This is a genomic window from Delftia sp. WSY_7 (genome assembly GCF_043104845.1).
In the GTDB taxonomy this organism is placed as follows: domain Bacteria; phylum Pseudomonadota; class Gammaproteobacteria; order Burkholderiales; family Burkholderiaceae_C; genus Comamonas; species Comamonas tsuruhatensis.
The window spans coordinates 844331-861663 of record NZ_JBICLB010000034.1 but is presented as its reverse complement, the minus strand read 5'-3'; the positions used below and the strand labels follow the sequence as shown (position 1 = coordinate 861663).

Sequence of the window (17333 nt, the reverse complement as noted above, 5' to 3'; positions counted from 1 at the left end):
ATCGCCGCACTGCACCGCAAGGTCATAGACGGACCCGGGCGGCCAACGGGCAGTGAACGGACGGCAATGGGAGCGCTTGCGGCGCACGGGCCGCAGCGGGCGCCAGCCTAGCACGGCGCCCTTGGCGCCAGGGCCAAAGACCCCGCGCTGGCGCAGCGCGGGCCGGGCCTCAGAACTTGTAGTTCAGGCTGACATTCACCGAGCGCGGCTCGCCCCAGGTGTAGGTGCTGTAGTAGCTGAAGATGGTGTAGTACTTCTTGTCCAGCAGGTTGCGCACGTTGACGGTGGCCGACAGCTGTTTGCTGAACTCGTAGCGCGCCATCATGTCCAGCAGCCAGTAGCCCTTGACGGTGTGAACGGCCGTGCCGCCCGATGGCGTGGAGATGTCGCCCCAGGTCTTGTCCTGCCAGCGCGCGCCGCCGCCCACCGTCAGGCCGGAAAGCGGGCCGTCCAGCCTGTAGCTGGTATGCAGGCTGAACTGGTTGGAGGGCGTGAGCGTGGCCACGCGCTTGCCTTGGTCGCGCGAAATGGCATGCGAGAAACCGGCCTGCAGTTGCCAGGCGGGCGTGATCTGGCCGGATAGCTCCGCCTCGAAGCCGCGCGTCCTGACGCCATCGACGGCCCGGTAGGCCGTGGCGCCGCCGGGCGTCAGGCCGCCGGTCTCGATACCGAAGTTGTCTTGCTGAAGCTGGAACAGCGCCGCCGATGCATTGAGGCGGCCGTCCATGAAGGCCGCCTTGACGCCGACCTCGGCGTTGTTGCCGCGCAGCGGGTCCAGCGCCTTGCCGCTCTCGTTTTGCTTGGACTGCGGGCTGAAGATGCTGGTGTAGCTGGCGTAGACCGAATAGTTGCCATTGAGGTCGTAGATCGCGCCCACATAGGGCACGAAAACGCCGGTCTCGCGCTGACCCTGCACCTGGTTGCGATAGTTGGACCAGCGCCCGCCCGTGATCAGCTTGAGGTCGGCCGCCAGGTTCCAGCGCGCCGCCGTGTACAAGCCCTGCTCCTTGGTCACTTCGCTGTTCACGTAGTCGGGTGAGGCGCCCCACACCGGCAGGCGCGAATCGCCATTCCAGTGGTAGTAGTCATTGACCGTGGACACATAGTCGGCGGGCAGTTGCCAGTAGCCATCGTTCTTCCAGTGGCGCCTCGCTACGCTGGCGCCCAGCACCAGTTCGTGCTCGCGCCCGCCCAGCGAGAAGGGCCCGCTGGCGTAGGCATCGAGCGCATTGCTGGTGGTGCGGCCTATGTACTGGCCGCGCCACAGCGACACGCCGGAGCCATCGGCCGGGTTGGGGAAGCCCGCAGCCGCCGCGCCCAGGTTGGCGTTGTAGCCGTTGATCTGGTGGTTGAACTGCGCCTTGGCCACCCAGCCGTTGCCGAAGCTGTGCTCCAGCGTGGCAAAGGCCGTGCGCGTGTACTGGTCCCAACGGCTCCAGCGCGTGCCGTTGTTGTGCGAGCGAGGCATGTCATTGAATTGGCCATCGGCATTGAGCAGCGGAATGCCGCCCCAGGTGGAGTTGACCGGACGGTTGTTCTGCGCATCGCCGCCCAGCGTCAGCAAAGTGCGTGGCGTCAGGTCCATTTCCACAATGCCGTACAGCGTCGCGGTCTTGCGCGAATAGCGGTCCATGAACGAGTCCTTGTCCTGGTAGGCGGCCACGCCACGCGCGCGCACGCTGCCGCTTGCATTGAGTGCGCCGCCCACATCCACCTCGGTGCGGTAGTTGCTCCAGCTGCCCGCAGAGATGGACGCATGCCCGCGGAAATCGCGCGTGGGCTTCTTGCGGATCAGGTTGATGGTCGCGCCCGGAGTGCCGCTGCCCGTGAGCAGGCCGGTTGCGCCCTTGAGCACCTCGACGCGGTCATAGATCGCCATGTCGCTGAGGGTGTTGCCGGCCGAGTACGCGGAGTCGCGCATCATCGGAATGCCGTCGTACTGGAAGTTCTGGATGGCGAAGCCGCGGGCGTAGTACTCGGTGCGCTCGCTGTCATAGGTGACGATGCTGATGCCGGGCGTGTGCTCCATCACCTGGTCGATGGATGTGAGGTTGAAGTCATCCATCTTCTGGCGTGTGACCACGCTGATGGACTGCGGCGTCTCGCGCGGCGTCAGCACCATGCGCGTGGCTGTGGCAATGGTGCCCGGCGTATAGGAGCCCGAGCCTTCGGTCACCTCGCCCAACTGGTTGGAGATCACGTTGACCGTGGGCAGCGTGGCCGGGTTCTGCGTGTCCGGCAATGCCTGAGCCTGGGCGGACAGAGTGCCGATGGCAAGGGAGATGGCCAGCGCAAGAGGCGCAGGGCGATGGCCGGGTCGAAGGCGATGCAGTGGCATGAAAAGCTCCGGGAGAACAGCAATACGGCAATAAAAAAACTTCCTCGCCATGCCCTCCGATGGGTCGAAGGGCACGAAGAGAAAGCGAATGCGATTTGTTCTCATTATCGTTTCTTCAATTGTCTGGGCCATCGGCAGCACAGGGGCTGCTGCATCCGCGCAACACCCGAATCCGTCCCGCGCCCGCCGGGCAGTACCAGCCGTCCATGCCGTAGAAGCTGTCTGGCAAGACTGCCCTACTTGCCTTGTCCGGCCACTTCCCTTACCATTGCGCCCGCCCGCATGGGAGCGCCCTTTTCACCGGGCCTGCCCGCAGCCTCCAAGCCCTGATCGCCCAGCCGATTCAGGGCTTTCGCTTTTTGCAGAAGCGGTCTTTTGGCGCTGCACCTTGCGCTCTGTCTTTGCGCGCAGCCCCTGCCATGCTCCGGCATGCCGGCCGCCCAGCTTGTTTTCCCACCAGGACTCCCGTGCCCATCGCCTTCCCAGGATGCAGCACACGCGCAGCGTGCCCGCACGCCGGCTCAGCCGGCGGCGCAGGCGTTTTGCGTGGTGCCGCACCCCAGCGAGAGCGCGCGCCGTCCTGGCTTTCAAGGATCTTCACGTGACCACCACTTCCTCCGGGGCGCTCGCAGCCAATGCTGCCGGCGCCAGCACAGACACGCATGCCGGCGCCCATGCCACCCAGGTCAATGGCTACAGCTGGAAGGCCCTGGCCGGCTCGGCCGTCGGCTATGCCATGGACGGCTTCGACCTGCTGATCCTGGGCTTCATGCTGTCGGCCATCTCGGCCGACCTGCACCTCACGCCGGGCCAGGCCGGCTCGCTGGTGACCTGGACGCTGATAGGGGCCGTGTTCGGCGGCATCTTCTTCGGCCTGCTCAGCGACCGCTACGGACGCATCCGCGTGCTGACCTGGACCATCATGCTGTTCGCCGTGTTCACGGGCCTGTGCGCCTTCGCGCAGGGCTACTGGGACCTGCTGGCCTACCGCACGATTGCGGGCATCGGCCTGGGCGGCGAGTTCGGCATCGGCATGGCACTGGCCGCCGAGGCCTGGCCTGCCCGCCACCGCGCGCGCGTCTCGTCCTACGTGGCCCTGGGCTGGCAGATGGGCGTGCTGGGCGCGGCGCTGCTGACGCCGCTGCTGCTGCCCCTCATAGGCTGGCGCGGCATGTTCCTGGTGGGCGTGATCCCGGCCGTGGTGGCCTGGGTGATCCGCAACAAGCTGCACGAGCCCGAGGTCTTCGTGAAGCGCCAGCAGTCCGCCACGCCGTCGGCCCGCGTGCCGGTGCTGCAAAGCCTGAAGCTGCTGGTGAAGGACCGCGCCACGGCCAAGGTCAGCCTGGGTGTGATCGTGCTGACCTCGGTCCAGAACTTCGGCTACTACGGCATCATGATCTGGATGCCCAGCTTCCTGTCCAAGCAACTGGGCTTCAGCCTGACCAAGTCCTCGATATGGACTGCCGTGACCGTGGTGGGAATGATGGTCGGCATCTGGGTCTTCGGCCAGCTGGCCGACCGCATCGGCCGCAAGCCCAGCTTTCTGATCTTCCAGCTGGGCTCGGTCATCATGGTCGTGCTCTATTCACAGCTGTCCGACCCTGCGGCCATGCTCTGGGCGGGGGCCCTCATGGGCCTGTTCGTCAATGGAATGATGGGCGGCTACGGCGCCGTGATGAGCGAGGCCTATCCCACCGAGGCGCGCGCCACCGCGCAGAACGTGCTGTTCAACATCGGCCGCGCCGTGGGCGGACTGGGCCCGGTGGTGATCGGTGCGCTGGCCATGAGCTATTCGTTCCAGGTGGCGATCGCCCTGCTGGCGGCCATCTATGTGCTGGACATGCTGGCCACGGCCTTTCTGATCCCCGAACTCAAGGGTCGCGAGCTGTCCTGAGCGGCTCAGATCCTCCGGCTCAGAACGATGCCCCACAATGCAAAGAGCTGCCGATGGCAGCTCTTTTTTTTGTCCGGCAACCGGCGTGTCCAGGCTCAGCCGCCTTCGCTGCACTCCAGGTTTTCGATGCGGTCTGCCGCCTCTCGGATGTCTTCCTGGAACATCTGGTCGCCCAGCATCACGGAAACCTGGCCCTCAAAGCCGCGCAGCTTGACCAGCGCTGCCTCGTAGCCGCCGCTGCCCATGCGCTTGAGCCCGCACAGCGCATAGAGCTTGGCCACGGGCGAGCTTCGCGGATCGTCGATCACCGACAGCAGGACGGCATTGGCCTCGGGCCGCCTGAGCATGGCCTCCAGATGCCGCTCCGCTGGCGAAATCTCGCCGGCAAGGCCGACCAGTCCCAGGTTGAACTGCGAGGCATCCAGCGGCGCCGGGTCCAGCGGACGGGCCAGGGCCGGGGCAGACAGGAACAGGCAGATCAGGGCGGCGGACAGGGTGGTCTTCATGGCAGGGGCAAGGCCGTGTGAGGCCTGGGAGGCAGTCGCAAAGGCTCTTCGACGCAAAGCATTGCGGCAGGTTCCCCTTCGGCACCATCGCGATCATCGACCGCCAAACAGCCAGCCTGCGACCAGCGTGCCGCCATAGAACAGGAGCAGGGTGACCGGCACCAGGTGCCAGCCCCAGACTCTGAACCACCAGTGATTGAACAGGGTCACCACGGCGCCGATGACGATGCAGATGGCCAGCGCACCCAGTCGCTGCTCCAGACTGTCCGCCACGTCCTGGGACGCGAAGAAGATGAACGCCGCGACGGACGAACACAGCAAGGCGGTGTAGAACGCCACTTTCTCTTGCCTGCGCAATTTCAGGATGCTCATGGGGGCCAGGGAGGTTTCGATGGATCGGTCGCCGGGAAAGCCTGCGCCACCGGAGCGCGCAGGTTGCGCTGCGGCACAATTTTTCGTATCCCACCCGGGATGCGCCATAAGACCCGTCCGAATCTGCAGCCACTGCAGCGCACGCGCAACGCGCTGCGGCCTTCTCGACGCCCAATCGGCCCAATCAGCTCAATCGACCCTGTCAGGTCAGTCGTGTCAGTCGGCCACGGCCAGCACCACGGCGGACTCCGGCACCGACAGCCAGACCTTGCGTCCTGTGCGCAGCGTCCAGGGCTCGCCTTGCGCCTGCTGCGCCGCATACCCCACGCCGCTGCCCCCCCAGGGCAGCCTGGCCACCACTTCGCGCGGTCCGTCCCCCTCGGCACGGGCCAGGCGTTGCACCTTGGCAGGCCAGGCATTGGCCAGGCCCTGCGCACCGGCCAGCGGCGCCACTGGCAGCACCTGGACGGCAGTGGCCTTGCACAACGCCATCACGGGCAGGCCAGGGGCCAGGCCCAGCAACTGGGCGCTTTCGGCGGTGATGCGTGCGGCAATGCCTGGTGCATCGCCACCGCCATCGGGCAGCATCCAGACGCGGACCTGGGCACCCTGCGCCTGCAGGGCCCCGACCCGGCAAGGCCACAGATTGCGCATGCTGGTGCGCAGGCCCAGCCCCAGTCCGGGAGCCGCCGAGGAAACGCCGGCCGGCCCGCCAAAGCGCTGCAGCACCTGTGCACGGGCCTGCTCCAGCGCATCGGCCATGGCCAGCAGGGACTGCCCGGCTGCGGTGATGCGCGCGCCGCCGCCGCCGGCGCCGCCGACCGAGCGCTCCACCAGGGCACAGCCCGCGAGATTGGTCAGCACATCCAGCGCCTGCCATGCCGCCTTGTAGCTGACGCCGGCCTCGCGCGCCGCCTGTGAAATCGAATGCCCTGCTGCGATATGGCGCAGGATGGCGAGGCGGCGGTCAGCCAGGTCATGGCCCAGCGCGGGCGCCAGATCGGAGGGTGAAGCAGGAGCGTCGGCAGTCATGCGCGACATCATGCCCGCCAAGCGTTATTTCCCGCCAAGCAAAACGCCTGCACCCTGCATGCGCATTTTCAGGTCGCTACACTGCGCTATTCACCAACGGAATAGCGAGAGACCCATGAACGTGAACCAGCCCCTGCGTGCCACCGCCTTTGCCGCCCTTGCCCTGTTGGGCGGTGTCGCTGCGCAGGCTGCCGAAGTGTCGGTGGCCGTTGCCGCCAACTTCACGGCGCCCATGCAGAAGATCGCCGCCGAGTTCGAGAAGGACACCGGGCACAAGGCCCTGCTGTCCTTCGGCGCCACGGGCAAGTTCTATGCGCAGATCGTCAACGGCGCGCCCTTCCAGATCCTGCTGGCCGCCGACGACACCACGCCCGGAAAGATCGTCAAGGAAGGCCGTGGCCTGCCCGACTCGCGCTTCACCTACGCCATCGGCCAGCTCGTGCTGTGGAGCCCCAAGCCCGGCTATGTGGACGACAAGGGCGAGGTCCTCAAGACCGGCGACTACAGGCACATCGCCGTGGCCAACCCCAAGCTCGCGCCCTACGGCACGGCCGCCATGGAAGTGCTGGACAAGCTGGGCATCACGGCCCAGGTGCAGCCGCGCATCGTCATGGGCGAGAACATCGCCCAGACCTACCAGTTCGCGGCCACGGGCAATGCCCAGCTGGGCTTCGTGGCCCTGTCGCAGGTGATGGAAAACGGCAAGCTGCGCGAAGGCTCGGCCTGGCAGGTGCCCGCCGCCATGCACGAATCCATCCGCCAGGACGCCATCGTGCTCAACAGCGGCAAGGACAACGAAGCCGCCACCGAGCTGATGAAGTACCTGCGTGCTGATAAAGCGCGTGCCATCATTCGCTCCTACGGCTACGGGCTCTAGGCTCCCCCTGAGGCGCTGACGCGCCTTCCCCCCTCCCGCTGCGCGGTAGGGGGACGACGCCAGCGCTGCGAACCACTGAATTCTTCCAGCATGATTCTTACCGCCGACGACTACGCCGCCATACGTCTGACGCTGAAACTTGCCAGCGTGACCACGGTGCTGCTGCTGGCGCTGTGCACGCCGCTGGCCTGGTGGCTGGCCCATACGCGCTCGCGCTGGCGCGGCCCGATTGGCGCCGTGGTGGCGCTGCCCCTGGTGCTGCCACCCACGGTGATCGGCTTCTACCTGCTGGTGACCATGGGGCCCAATGGCCCCGTGGGCCAGTTGACTCAGGCGCTGGGGCTGGGCACCCTGCCCTTCACCTTTGCAGGCCTGGTCATCGGGTCCCTGGTGTATTCCCTGCCGTTCACGGTGCAGCCGCTGCAGCGCGCCTTCGAGTCGCTGGGCACGCGCCCCATGGAGGCCGCGGCCAGCCTGGGCGCGGGGCCGCTGGACCGCTTCTTCACCGTGGCGCTGCCGTTGGCGCGCCCGGGCTTCATCACCGCAGCCGTGCTGACCTTCGCGCACACCGTGGGCGAGTTCGGCGTGGTGCTGATGCTGGGCGGCAATATCCCCGGCGTGACGCGCGTGGTCTCGGTGCAGATCTACGACCATGTGGAAGCCATGGAGTACGCCCACGCCCACTGGCTGGCCGGCGGCATGGTGGTGTTCTCCTTCCTGGTGCTGCTGGCCCTGCACCTGTTGCAGCCGCGCGAGGAGCGCCGCGCATGATGACTGACTTCTCTCCCGTTGCTTCGGCCGGCGCCGTGCCCGCCGCGAGCCCTTCGCAAATCCTTGCTGCGCTGGCGCTGGAGCGTGCCGACTTCCGCCTCGATGTGCTGCTGCAGCTGCCCGGGCGCGGCGTCACGGCCCTGTTCGGCCCTTCGGGCTGCGGCAAGACCACCTGCCTGCGCGCGCTGGCGGGGCTGGAGCGCGCACGGGGCCGTGTCGCCGTCAATGGGGAGGTCTGGCAGGACGATGCGGCCAGCCAGTGGCTGCCCACGCACCGCCGCGCACTGGGCTATGTGTTCCAGGAAGCCAGCCTGTTCCCGCACCTGAGCGTGCAGCGCAACATCGACTACGGCATGCGGCGCACGCCCGCCGAGCGGCGCAAGGTGTCCCAGGACCAGGCCGTGTCCCTGCTGGGCATAGGCCATTTGATGGACCGCATGCCCTCCACCCTGTCGGGCGGCGAGCGCCAGCGCGTGGCCATTGCGCGCGCCCTGGCCACCAGCCCCCGCGTGCTGCTCATGGACGAACCGCTGGCCGCGCTGGACGCCCAGCGCAAGGCCGAGGTCCTGCCCTACCTGGACCAGCTGCGCCGTGAACTCGACATTCCCGTGGTCTATGTCAGCCACTCCATCGACGAGGTAGCGCGCCTGGCCCAGCACCTGGTGCTGCTCAAGGCAGGCGGCATCGTCGCGGCCGGCGCCACCAGCGAACTGCTGGCACGGCTGGACCTGCCGCTGAGCATGGGCGACACGGCAGCGGCCATGCTCAGTGCGCAGATCCGGCAGCACGATCCGGATGCCCACCTGAGCACGCTGTCCTTCGACGGCGGGCGCCTTCGCCTTGTCATGGCCCGCCCGCGCCCCATCGGCGAGAGCGTGCAGCTGCGCGTGCAGGCGCGCGATGTGAGCCTGAGCCTGCAGCACCCGCAAGACAGCAGCATCCTCAACATCCTGGCGGCCACCGTGCAGGATCTGCGCGAGGACGGCCCGGGCCAGGTCATGGTCTCGCTGCAGCTGGGCCCATCCCGCCTGCTGGCGCGCATCACCCTGCATTCCGCCCGGCAGCTGGGCATTGCGCCGGGCATGCATGTCTTCGCCCAGATCAAGGGCATGGCATTGCTGGACTGAAGCTGCGCGGCGGCACCGATATCATGCGCAGGCCGCCTGCGCGGCCCACGCCATGAACGCCACCACCGAACACGCTCCCGCACCCGCCCCGGACTCGGGCCCGGCAGATGCTGCCTGCGCCACCGCGCCCGCCATTGCCGCACTGCGCACGCATGCGGTGGTGCGCCACCGGATCGCCGGTGGCGGCGCCGTCAGCATCCAGGCCGAGCCGCAGGTGCTGGCCAGCGAAGTCCCCATCGCCCTGGTGTTCAATGGCATCTCGCATGCCGTGATGATGGGTACGCCCTCGGACCTGGAAGACTTTGCGCTGGGTTTTGCGCTCACCGAAGGCATTCTGGACAGCGCTGCCGACTGCTACGGCATCGAGGTGCGCACCGTGGCTGCACAGGCCGCAGGCCTTCCGTCCGGCATGGACGGCATCGAGGTGCAGCTGGACGTGGCCTCGCGCTGCTTCACGCGCCTCAAGGACCGGCGCCGCAGCATGAGCGGGCGCACAGGCTGCGGCGTCTGCGGCGTGGACAGCTTCGCGGCGCTGGACCTGTCCTTCGACCCGCTGCCCGCGCACGACTGGATCGCCCGTGTCGATGCCACCACGGTGTGCGCTGCCATCGATGCCCTGCCGCCGCTGCAGCGGCTCAACGCCGAAGCCGGCGCCGTGCATGCCGCAGGCTGGGCAGGGCTGGACGGGCAACTGACGGATGTGCTCGAGGACGTGGGCCGCCACAACGCGCTGGACAAGCTGGTCGGCCGCCTCTCGCGCACAGGCCGCCTGGGCGAGGCCGGCTTTGTCGTGCTCTCCAGCCGGGGCAGCCATGAGCTGGTGCGCAAATGCGCCAGGGTCGGCATCGCCGCCCTGGCCACCATCTCCGCCCCCACGGCCATGGGTGTGCAGATGGCCGAGCTGACCGGCCTGCGCTTCTGGGGCCTGTGCCGGCCGCCCAAGGCCGTGCTGTATGCGCCGGGCCGCGCCTGACCCAATGCCCGAGTGCCGCGCCCGCGCAGCGGCAAGTTCGTAGAATCGCGGGTTCAGCCCCTGGATGTACACCATGAACCGCTGCAAGCCCCATTTCTCCGCCGTCCGCCGCCTGTGCGCCGGCGCCCTGCTCGCCGGCCTGGCCTGCGCCAGCCTGGGCGCGGCCGCGCAGGGCCTGCCCTCCAACGAGACACGCAACTTCCCGCCGCAGGCCCAGTTCGGCGAGCTGGTCGTGACCGCGCAGTTTCCCGTGGTCGAAATCGACGGCAAGACCATTCGCACCAGCCCGGGCTTTCGCCTGTTCAGCCCCGAGCGCACGCTGGTGCAGGCCATCAACTACCAGGGCAGCAAGCTCGTGGTGGGCTATGTGATCGAGCCGCAGACGCAGTGGCTGCACCAGGCCTGGATCCTGACCAAGGCCGAGGCCGACAAGCACTACAAGCCCAAGTCGATGCTGCACCGCTTCTTCAACTGAGGCCGGCGCACACCGCACGCACACGATGGATGCGGCCCGCAGCTTGCGGGGCGCAGCGGCTCGGGCCAGGGAGCACAGCGCCCGCCCTGGCCCGGCCATCTTCTTTTTTTGCAGACCGCCGCTTGCAGTGCGGCGGCTGCCTGACGGAACCCCACCATGTCCAAGAAAGTCTTTATCAAAACCTTCGGCTGCCAGATGAACGAGTACGACTCGGACAAGATGGCCGATGTGCTGGGCGCCGCCCAGGGCTACGAGTCCACCGACGACCCGGAGCAGGCCGACCTGATCCTGTTCAACACCTGCTCGGTGCGCGAGAAGGCACAGGAGAAGGTGTTCAGCGACCTGGGCCGCTACAAGCACCTGAAGGAACGCGGCGTGCTCATCGGCGTGGGCGGCTGCGTGGCCAGCCAGGAGGGCGAGGAAATCATCAAGCGCGCGCCCTATGTGGACGTGGTCTTCGGCCCGCAGACCCTGCACCGCCTGCCCGAGCTGCTCAATGCACGCGCCGCCAGGCACAAGCCCCAGGTCGATATCAGCTTTCCCGAGATCGAGAAATTCGACCACCTGCCACCGGCGCGCGTGGAAGGCTCCTCGGCCTTTGTCTCCATCATGGAAGGCTGCTCCAAGTACTGCAGCTACTGCGTCGTGCCCTATACGCGCGGCGAGGAAGTCAGCCGCCCGTTCGAGGACGTGCTGGTCGAGGTCGCGGGCCTGGCCGACCAGGGCGTGAAGGAGGTCACGCTGCTGGGCCAGAACGTGAACGCCTACCTGGGCAAGATGGGTGACACGGCCGAGATCGCCGACTTTGCCCTGCTGCTGGAATACGTGTCCGAGATCCCCGGCATCGAGCGGATCCGCTACACCACCAGCCATCCCAACGAATTCACGCCGCGCCTGATCGAGGCCTACGCTCGGCTGCCCAAGCTGGTCAGCCACCTGCACCTGCCCGTGCAGCACGGCAGCGACAAGATACTCATGGCCATGAAGCGCGGCTACACGGCCATGGAATACAAGAGCACCATCCGCAAGCTGCGTGCCATCCGGCCCGAGATGGCCATGAGCAGCGACTTCATCGTGGGCTTCCCCGGCGAGACCGAGGAAGACTTCCAGAAGATGATGAAGCTCATCCACGACGTGCGCTTCGACAACAGCTTCAGCTTCATCTTCAGCCCCCGCCCCGGCACGCCGGCCGCCAACCTGCACGACGACACGCCGCACGAGGTCAAGCTGCGCCGCCTGCAGGAGCTGCAGGCCGTGATCAACAACAACATCAAGGACATCAGCGACGAGCGCGTGGGCACGGTGCAGCGCCTGCTGGTGGAAGGACTGTCCAAGCGCGATGGCAGCGAACTCATGGGCCGCACCGAGTGCAACCGCGTGGTCAACTTCCCGGGCAACGAACGCCTGATCGGCCAGATGATCGATGTGAAGATCACCGAGGCACGCACCTTCACGCTGCGCGGCGAAGTCGTGGTGCGCCACTGATCCCAACCCGATCCCTGCGGCCCCGGTGGCCCAGCGACCTCTTGCGTAACGAAAGCCCGGCAATGCCGGGCTTTTTGCATGTAACAGGACGTGAAAACATCCCGGCCACACTGGCCTGGCGCGGGCCGGCCCGCTAGCATCGCGGGTTGCCGCCCTGAGGTCTGTCGGCCTGCATGGCTTTTCCAGCTTCGCTTGCTTGCTATCGATTCCATGAACACCTCCCAGCCCGCCAACGCCCAGGCCATCCTTGAGGGCGAAGCCCTGCATGCCTTCATGGACCAGGCGCACGACCTGCTGCAACAGGAAGATGAAACCAGCCCCATCGCCCCGGCCGAACGCCAGGCGGCCGTCATGGAGCTGCTCTCGCAGCAGCGCTTCGCGCCGGCCACGGTGAGCGAGCTGGAGCGTCTGCACGATCTCTGGCTCGACCTGGAACGGCCCGAGACCGCCAACGCCCTGCTGCGCGAGCACCGCGATGCCACGCTGCAGCACCTGCAGGGTGACAACCGCCTGCTGGCCACGGCCAGCCTGGCGCTCAGCGACATCCAGAGCCGGCTGCGCTTTGACCGCGAAGGCGGCGTGGCCCTGCTCGCGCCTGCCGCCGATCTCATGGGCCGGCTGCCGCACACCGGCGAGCCCTATCGCTACTGGAATGGCTGGCACTACCTGGCCCGCGAGGCCCAGGCCTGGGAACTGGCCGAGCAAGGCGTGGACCTGCAGCGCAGCCACGAGCGCAGCGACCCCGACGGCGAGGCATCCCCCGCGCGCCGCGACGCGCGTGCCAGCCTGCGCAAGGCCGAGCTGGCCCGCCTGCGCGGCGATGTGCCGGCCACCGTGCGCCATGTGCAGGCCGCCACGGCGCAGTTGGCCCTGGCAGACGCCGACCAGAACGTGGACTTCGACGACTGGCTGCACCTTGCGCGCGAAGTGCTGCCGCTGGCCCCGCAAAGCGTTCCGGCCGTGCTGATGGCGGCGCAGCAGCACCTGGCCCGCACGGAAAGCCCCGCCGCATCGCAGGCGGTGCGCGCGCACCGCAAGGTCCATGAGGCACGGCTGCAGGCCATGGCCTGCCATGCCATGGGCCAGCCAGAGGCCGCGCTGCAGCTGGCCGAGCTGGGCCGCTTCGGCCTGGTGGACGACTCCGACGACGCCTCCAGCGGCCTGGTGCTGCAATGGCTGCAAGAGGCGGGCCGCCTGGCCGATGCGGCGGACCTGGCGCTGGAGAGCGTGCTGCACAGCCGCCCCGGATCGGCCCGCCAGGGCTATGAGCTGGCACTGCGCATGGTGGACAGCGACACCGCCCACGCCCCCGCCTGGGCGCTGATCCTGGCCTGGGCCGGCCTGGACTCCGACATGCAGGAGATCCTGGAAGACAGCCCGGCTGCTGCGCGCAGCGCCGACGACTACCTGGCCCTGGCGCGTGCCCAGGCGCCCGGCCATCCGCTGCTGGACATGATCGACGGCTGGCGCCTGGCCAGGAACCACCAATGGGAACAGGCCCTGCCGCTGCTCGAGCGCGGCGTGGGCGAGCAGCCCCGGCACGCCAACTCCGAGCTGCTGCCCATGCTCTGGGCCGCGCGCTTCGCCGTGCTGCCCGCCGCGCAGGCGCTGCAGCGCCCCTTTGCGCAGGGCCATGGCGCCCACTGGTGCTATGCAGCGGGCGTGACCCTGGACGACGAGGACGACCTGGCCGCCCTCATGGGCGAAGGCCGTCAGGTGCCGGACGACGAGGTGCGCGAGCCGCTGGTGCAGCGCTACTACGAAGAGGGCCTGGCCCGCTTCGAAGCCTTCTGGGCCAGCGGCCAGGGCAGGTACAAGGACGCGCACCTGCACGTCTACTCCATGCTCTGCAACAACCTTGCCATCAAGTACCGCTCGCAGCAGCGCTATGAAGAGGCTGCAGCCCTGCACCACAAGGGACTGTCCAGCAGCCCCTTCGCCGAGCACCATGACGGCCTGCTGTGGTGTGCCATCCGCCGTGACGACCGACCCGGCATCGTCACGGCGGCCGAGCAGCTGTGGCACTTCACCCAGGACTACGGCTACAGCCGCCACTGCCCCACCGACTACTTCCCCAGCGTGGCGCTGGCGCTCTACCAGCTCGGCCGCGCGGGCGAGATCGGCATCTGGCTGGAACGCCTGGACCAGTGGTTCGAGGAACTGGACGCAGACGAGCAGCGCGAACAGCGGCGCGACTACCTGGCGGCCCTGATGTCCCTGCTCGACTTCTTCTCCGAAAGCCATGGCGACGTGGTGCGCCCCCGCCTGGAGGCCCTGCTGCCCGAAGTGCGCGCCCTGGGCGAGTGCTACACGCTGCGCCGCCTGGCCTGCGCCATGGAAAGCTGCGGCCCCATCGATCAGGCCGTGGCCCTGCACCGCGAGGCCATCGCCAAGCTCACCCCCGATGACAGCGAGGCCGAGCACAAGATGGCCAGGGACGGCCTCCAGCGCTGCCTCAAGCTGCGCTCGGACAGCAAGCCCTGGTGGAAGCTGTGGTGAACCCGGGAGCCGCCACGGCAGCCAGCGCCTACCGCCCGCGCGACGTGGTCAATGCGCCGGACATCAAGCAGCGCATACGTGAGCGCAGCGCGGCGCGCGGCGACAGTCAGGAGATCGCGGCCTGGCTGGCCAACCACTTCTACCGCCACGTGATCGGCAACCTCGACGCCGATCCGCCGGCCGTTCAGCCCATCTCCACGCAGGCCGAGCTGCTGCGCCTGCACCGGCGCACCGAGCCTGCCGCCTGGGCGCTGGAGCGCCTGCGCGCGCATGCGGCCCGCCAGCCACCGCTACAGGACAGCCCTGGGGCCGGCGCCAGCGCACCGCTGTGGTGGGTGGAGCCTGACAGCGCCCCGCTGCTGGCGCTGGAAAGCCGGCTGCTGGAGTTCCTGTCCACCCGGCGCGGCACGGCGCTTGAGGGCAAGCTGCAGCGCATCAACTGCCCGCAGGCCCTGGCGCGCTGGACGCTGGAGCACCTGGCCTTCACCAGAAAAAGCGAAAGCGGCTGGGCCGAGCACCGGCCCGGCGCCGTGCGTCCGCTGCTGCGCGGCCAGTTGGGCGTGTTCGTGGAATTCGATGCCCAAAGCCCGGACCTGCGCGCCGAAATGGCCTATGAAAGCCAGATGATGCGGCACTGCCTGGGCCAGTTCAGCGCGCGCGGCGCGCTGCGCGGCGGCTACGGCGAGCACTACGCCGAAGCCTGCAAGCAGGGCCGGCTGCGCCTGTTCAGCTACCGCACGGGCACGGCCCAGCCGCGCATCACCGTCAGCGCCCAGGTGCTTGACGGCGGGCGGCTGCGCATCGACCAGATCAAGGGCAAGCAGAACCGCCCGCCGATTGCGCGCTACCTGGCCGACGTGCTGGCCCTGCTCAACCACCTCGATGCCGATGGCGAGGCGCCAGCGGATGCCCTTGCCATGGGCATCGTGCGCCGTCCGGCGCATCTGCTGGCCTCGGGCCACACCGGCGCCTGGTGCGCGGCCAGCGAGCTGCACACCGAAGCCGAGCAATTGTGGCTGCTCCAGGCCCACCCGGCGCTGCTGGAGCAGCTGGATATCCGGTCGCCCCTGATGCAATGGCTGGTCGCGGCACGCCGCGACACCGTGCCCGTGCCCGCCTTCGAGCGCATGCCGCGCAGCGCGGCCCTGCAGCAGTCGCTGGAGCTGGCGCGGCGCCGGGCAGGATCGCCGGGCAGGACAGGAAATCCGCGATGAACGCCTTCACTCTTGTTGTGCTGTCTGCATTGGTCTGGTGGGCAGTGCGCGCCGGCCTGCGCCGCAGGCGTGCGGCGTGCCAGCGCGGCGACTTCAGCAGCTACCGCAGCGGCGATGCGGCGCTGGACTGGGCCCTGGCCCTGGCCCATCCCATGGCCTTTCACGCCATCCAGGGCGGCTTTGCAGACCGGCAGCTCCATGGTGCCGACGACGCCCTGACCACCCAGCTGCGCCCCATGGTGCTGCACCACCTGGGCCTGCGCACCGACCTGGACGATGCCCAGATCGCACGCCAGTTGCCCGACGGCCTGCGCCAGCGCTGGTTCACGCTGGACCTGCAGCGCCTGCAGGCCGGCGACGATCCCCATGCCGCCATGGCTTTTGCCTGCGCGCGCGTGGCCTTCCACGTGCGATGTGCCTGGCTGCTGGGCTGGCTGGACGAGGCCCTGCACCAGCAGATCCTTCACCTGAACGCATGCCGCGCGCGGGATTGCTTTGACAGCTGGCAGGCCTTCGGCCAGGCCTATGCGCGGGGCCGCAGCCAATGGCTGGCCCGTGGCCGGGCCGACGTGCTGGGCCGCAGCGTGACGCCCGAGGAGGTGCAGCAATGGGTGGCCGATCCGCGCCATCCCTGGCATGCCATGCCCTGGCAGCCGCAGGCGGTGCGGTGACGGCTGCCAGGTGGCCCGGCCCTCAGCCTTCGCCGTGCACCTTGGCGAAGGTCAGGATCACCTCCCGCACCACCTGGCGTTGCGGCGCGGGCAGCCTCAGAAAGGCGTCGAAGGTTTCGCGTTCAAGATAGCCCACGCCCGGTTCCTGGCATTCGTGCTGAGGCGGCAGTGACCGCTGGGCAGGGTCGCCAAAGCGCAGCACTTCGGGCTCGATCCTGAGCAGCTCGGCCAGCAGCACCAGCTTGTCCTGCTCGGGCACGGCCTCGCCGTTGAGCCAGCGCGCAACCGCCTGGAACGAAATCGGCCGACCCCAGTAACTGGAATTGAACAGATTCAGCAGCACGCTGGGCCGCGGCTCCAGACCCGCAGCCTCGATGGCCTGGCGCAGGCGCTGTGCGAATTCGAGCTTGTTATCCATTCCGAAACCCTGGATTTCTATGGAGCTCTCATTGGACCATCGATTCAAGAGCCGGCGCCAAGCCCGGCGCCTTGCCTGGCAGGCGCTCAGGCGAAGATGCTGCGCGCTTCGGTGAAGCGCCTGGCGAAATAGGGATTGTCCATGCGCACGCGCTGCACCGTGCCGCCGCTGGACGGCGCATGCACGAACTGGCCGTTGCCCACAAAGATGCCCATGTGCGAATAGCGCGAGCCCAGGGTGTTGAAGAACACGAAGTCGCCGCGCTGCAAGCTGCGGCTGCCCACGGGATTGCTGAACTGCGCCCACTGGGCCGTGGTGCGCGGCAGGCGGCTTTCGGTAATGCCGCCCACGGCCCACTGGATCAGGCCGCTGCAGTCGAAACCGCCGTCGGGCGAATTGCCGCCGTAGGTATACGGCGTGTTGACCACGAGCATGGTGCGCGCCAGCAGGGCCTCGCGCAACTCGCCATCCAGGTTCAGGGCCTGCGGCGAAGGAGCAGGCCCGGGACCCGCGCCCTTGCGGGGAGCAGACGAGCAGCCGGCCAGCAGCGCAGCCGCCGCCAGCAGGCCCCAGTCACGGCGAGACAGCCGCGATGCAGTCACGCGGGAAGCCGCAAGGGAAGTCGAAACGCCAGCCTTCATGGCGCCGCATGTTCTCACAAAGCCCCGCAGCGGCCAAAGA

General features: G+C 68.2%; 16 protein-coding genes. 10 read left to right on the top strand and 6 right to left on the bottom strand.

Going from position 1 to position 17333, the window contains the following annotated elements:
* Positions 1 to 169: 169 nt before the first annotated feature.
* Positions 170 to 2338 carry a TonB-dependent siderophore receptor gene (locus ACF8ME_RS18670; protein ID WP_392417752.1) on the bottom strand — a complete coding sequence of 723 codons (2169 nt, stop codon included), beginning with the start codon at positions 2336 to 2338 and terminating at the stop codon, positions 170 to 172.
* Between the two features lie 736 nt (positions 2339 to 3074).
* On the opposite strand from ACF8ME_RS18670, the gene ACF8ME_RS18665 reads away from it, so the two are divergent.
* The gene (locus tag ACF8ME_RS18665) at positions 3075 to 4232 is read left to right on the top strand and encodes an MFS transporter (RefSeq protein ID WP_227468451.1); all 1158 of its coding nucleotides are present in this window, start codon (positions 3075 to 3077) and stop codon (positions 4230 to 4232) included.
* Between the two features lie 95 nt (positions 4233 to 4327).
* On the opposite strand, the gene ACF8ME_RS18660 is transcribed toward ACF8ME_RS18665, so the two are convergent.
* The 3 genes from ACF8ME_RS18660 to ACF8ME_RS18650 form a co-directional block, all read right to left on the bottom strand.
* Positions 4328 to 4738: a hypothetical protein gene (locus tag ACF8ME_RS18660; RefSeq protein WP_017404479.1), complete on the bottom strand. Its 411-nt coding sequence runs from the start codon at positions 4736 to 4738 to the stop codon at positions 4328 to 4330.
* Between the two features lie 93 nt (positions 4739 to 4831).
* Positions 4832 to 5110 carry a hypothetical protein gene (locus ACF8ME_RS18655; RefSeq protein WP_016447980.1) on the bottom strand — a complete coding sequence of 93 codons (279 nt, stop codon included), beginning with the start codon at positions 5108 to 5110 and terminating at the stop codon, positions 4832 to 4834.
* Between the two features lie 216 nt (positions 5111 to 5326).
* Entirely contained in the window at positions 5327 to 6154 is an 828-nt protein-coding gene (locus tag ACF8ME_RS18650; RefSeq protein WP_016447981.1) for a TOBE domain-containing protein, read from the bottom strand.
* A 103-nt stretch (positions 6155 to 6257) separates the two neighbouring features.
* On the opposite strand from ACF8ME_RS18650, the gene modA reads away from it, so the two are divergent.
* From modA to ACF8ME_RS18605, 9 genes are all read left to right on the top strand, one after another.
* On the top strand, positions 6258 to 7019 hold the full coding sequence (modA, locus tag ACF8ME_RS18645; protein WP_392405978.1) for a molybdate ABC transporter substrate-binding protein: 762 nt from the start codon (positions 6258 to 6260) through the stop codon (positions 7017 to 7019).
* A gap of 90 nt (positions 7020 to 7109) precedes the next feature.
* The gene (modB, locus tag ACF8ME_RS18640; protein WP_016453156.1) at positions 7110 to 7790 is read left to right on the top strand and encodes a molybdate ABC transporter permease subunit; all 681 of its coding nucleotides are present in this window, start codon (positions 7110 to 7112) and stop codon (positions 7788 to 7790) included.
* The gene (gene modC / locus ACF8ME_RS18635) at positions 7787 to 8917 is read left to right on the top strand and encodes a molybdenum ABC transporter ATP-binding protein (protein WP_392417750.1); all 1131 of its coding nucleotides are present in this window, start codon (positions 7787 to 7789) and stop codon (positions 8915 to 8917) included. Before modB ends, modC begins: the two co-directional genes overlap by 4 nt.
* A 52-nt stretch (positions 8918 to 8969) precedes the next feature.
* Positions 8970 to 9890 (top strand): formate dehydrogenase accessory sulfurtransferase FdhD, encoded by a 921-nt coding sequence (gene fdhD / locus ACF8ME_RS18630; protein ID WP_392417748.1) that lies wholly within the window; start codon positions 8970 to 8972, stop codon positions 9888 to 9890.
* 73 nt (positions 9891 to 9963) lie between these two features.
* Positions 9964 to 10365, top strand: coding sequence for a hypothetical protein (locus ACF8ME_RS18625; RefSeq protein WP_016447986.1), 402 nt, complete (start codon positions 9964 to 9966; stop codon positions 10363 to 10365).
* 156 nt (positions 10366 to 10521) lie between these two features.
* A complete protein-coding gene (miaB, locus tag ACF8ME_RS18620) occupies positions 10522 to 11850 on the top strand; it encodes a tRNA (N6-isopentenyl adenosine(37)-C2)-methylthiotransferase MiaB (RefSeq protein WP_016447987.1) in 1329 nt (442 codons plus the stop codon).
* A 210-nt stretch (positions 11851 to 12060) separates the two neighbouring features.
* Complete coding sequence (locus ACF8ME_RS18615) at positions 12061 to 14349, top strand: hypothetical protein (protein WP_392417746.1); 2289 nt, start codon at positions 12061 to 12063, stop codon at positions 14347 to 14349.
* A complete protein-coding gene (locus tag ACF8ME_RS18610) occupies positions 14346 to 15563 on the top strand; it encodes a hypothetical protein (protein ID WP_392417744.1) in 1218 nt (405 codons plus the stop codon). Before ACF8ME_RS18615 ends, ACF8ME_RS18610 begins: the two co-directional genes overlap by 4 nt.
* Positions 15560 to 16234 (top strand): DUF1266 domain-containing protein, encoded by a 675-nt coding sequence (locus ACF8ME_RS18605; protein ID WP_392417742.1) that lies wholly within the window; start codon positions 15560 to 15562, stop codon positions 16232 to 16234. Before ACF8ME_RS18610 ends, ACF8ME_RS18605 begins: the two co-directional genes overlap by 4 nt.
* A gap of 22 nt (positions 16235 to 16256) precedes the next feature.
* On the opposite strand, the gene ACF8ME_RS18600 is transcribed toward ACF8ME_RS18605, so the two are convergent.
* Together ACF8ME_RS18600 and ACF8ME_RS18595 are read right to left on the bottom strand one after the other, a co-directional pair.
* On the bottom strand, positions 16257 to 16652 hold the full coding sequence (locus ACF8ME_RS18600; RefSeq protein WP_016447991.1) for a helix-turn-helix domain-containing protein: 396 nt from the start codon (positions 16650 to 16652) through the stop codon (positions 16257 to 16259).
* Between the two features lie 86 nt (positions 16653 to 16738).
* A complete protein-coding gene (locus tag ACF8ME_RS18595; protein WP_016447992.1) occupies positions 16739 to 17293 on the bottom strand; it encodes a C40 family peptidase in 555 nt (184 codons plus the stop codon).
* Between the last annotated feature and the right edge of the window lie 40 nt (positions 17294 to 17333).

Coding starts and splice junctions, on each gene's coding strand:
- ACF8ME_RS18670 (WP_392417752.1), bottom strand. CDS start 2,338: ATGCCACTGCATCGCCTTCGACCCGGCCATCGCCCTGCGCCTCTTGCG.
- ACF8ME_RS18665 (WP_227468451.1), top strand. CDS start 3,075: ATGGACGGCTTCGACCTGCTGATCCTGGGCTTCATGCTGTCGGCCATC.
- ACF8ME_RS18660 (WP_017404479.1), bottom strand. CDS start 4,738: ATGAAGACCACCCTGTCCGCCGCCCTGATCTGCCTGTTCCTGTCTGCC.
- ACF8ME_RS18655 (WP_016447980.1), bottom strand. CDS start 5,110: ATGAGCATCCTGAAATTGCGCAGGCAAGAGAAAGTGGCGTTCTACACC.
- ACF8ME_RS18650 (WP_016447981.1), bottom strand. CDS start 6,154: ATGATGTCGCGCATGACTGCCGACGCTCCTGCTTCACCCTCCGATCTG.
- modA (WP_392405978.1), top strand. CDS start 6,258: ATGAACGTGAACCAGCCCCTGCGTGCCACCGCCTTTGCCGCCCTTGCC.
- modB (WP_016453156.1), top strand. CDS start 7,110: ATGATTCTTACCGCCGACGACTACGCCGCCATACGTCTGACGCTGAAA.
- modC (WP_392417750.1), top strand. CDS start 7,787: ATGATGACTGACTTCTCTCCCGTTGCTTCGGCCGGCGCCGTGCCCGCC.
- fdhD (WP_392417748.1), top strand. CDS start 8,970: ATGAACGCCACCACCGAACACGCTCCCGCACCCGCCCCGGACTCGGGC.
- ACF8ME_RS18625 (WP_016447986.1), top strand. CDS start 9,964: ATGAACCGCTGCAAGCCCCATTTCTCCGCCGTCCGCCGCCTGTGCGCC.
- miaB (WP_016447987.1), top strand. CDS start 10,522: ATGTCCAAGAAAGTCTTTATCAAAACCTTCGGCTGCCAGATGAACGAG.
- ACF8ME_RS18615 (WP_392417746.1), top strand. CDS start 12,061: ATGAACACCTCCCAGCCCGCCAACGCCCAGGCCATCCTTGAGGGCGAA.
- ACF8ME_RS18605 (WP_392417742.1), top strand. CDS start 15,560: ATGAACGCCTTCACTCTTGTTGTGCTGTCTGCATTGGTCTGGTGGGCA.
- ACF8ME_RS18600 (WP_016447991.1), bottom strand. CDS start 16,652: ATGGATAACAAGCTCGAATTCGCACAGCGCCTGCGCCAGGCCATCGAG.
- ACF8ME_RS18595 (WP_016447992.1), bottom strand. CDS start 17,293: ATGAAGGCTGGCGTTTCGACTTCCCTTGCGGCTTCCCGCGTGACTGCA.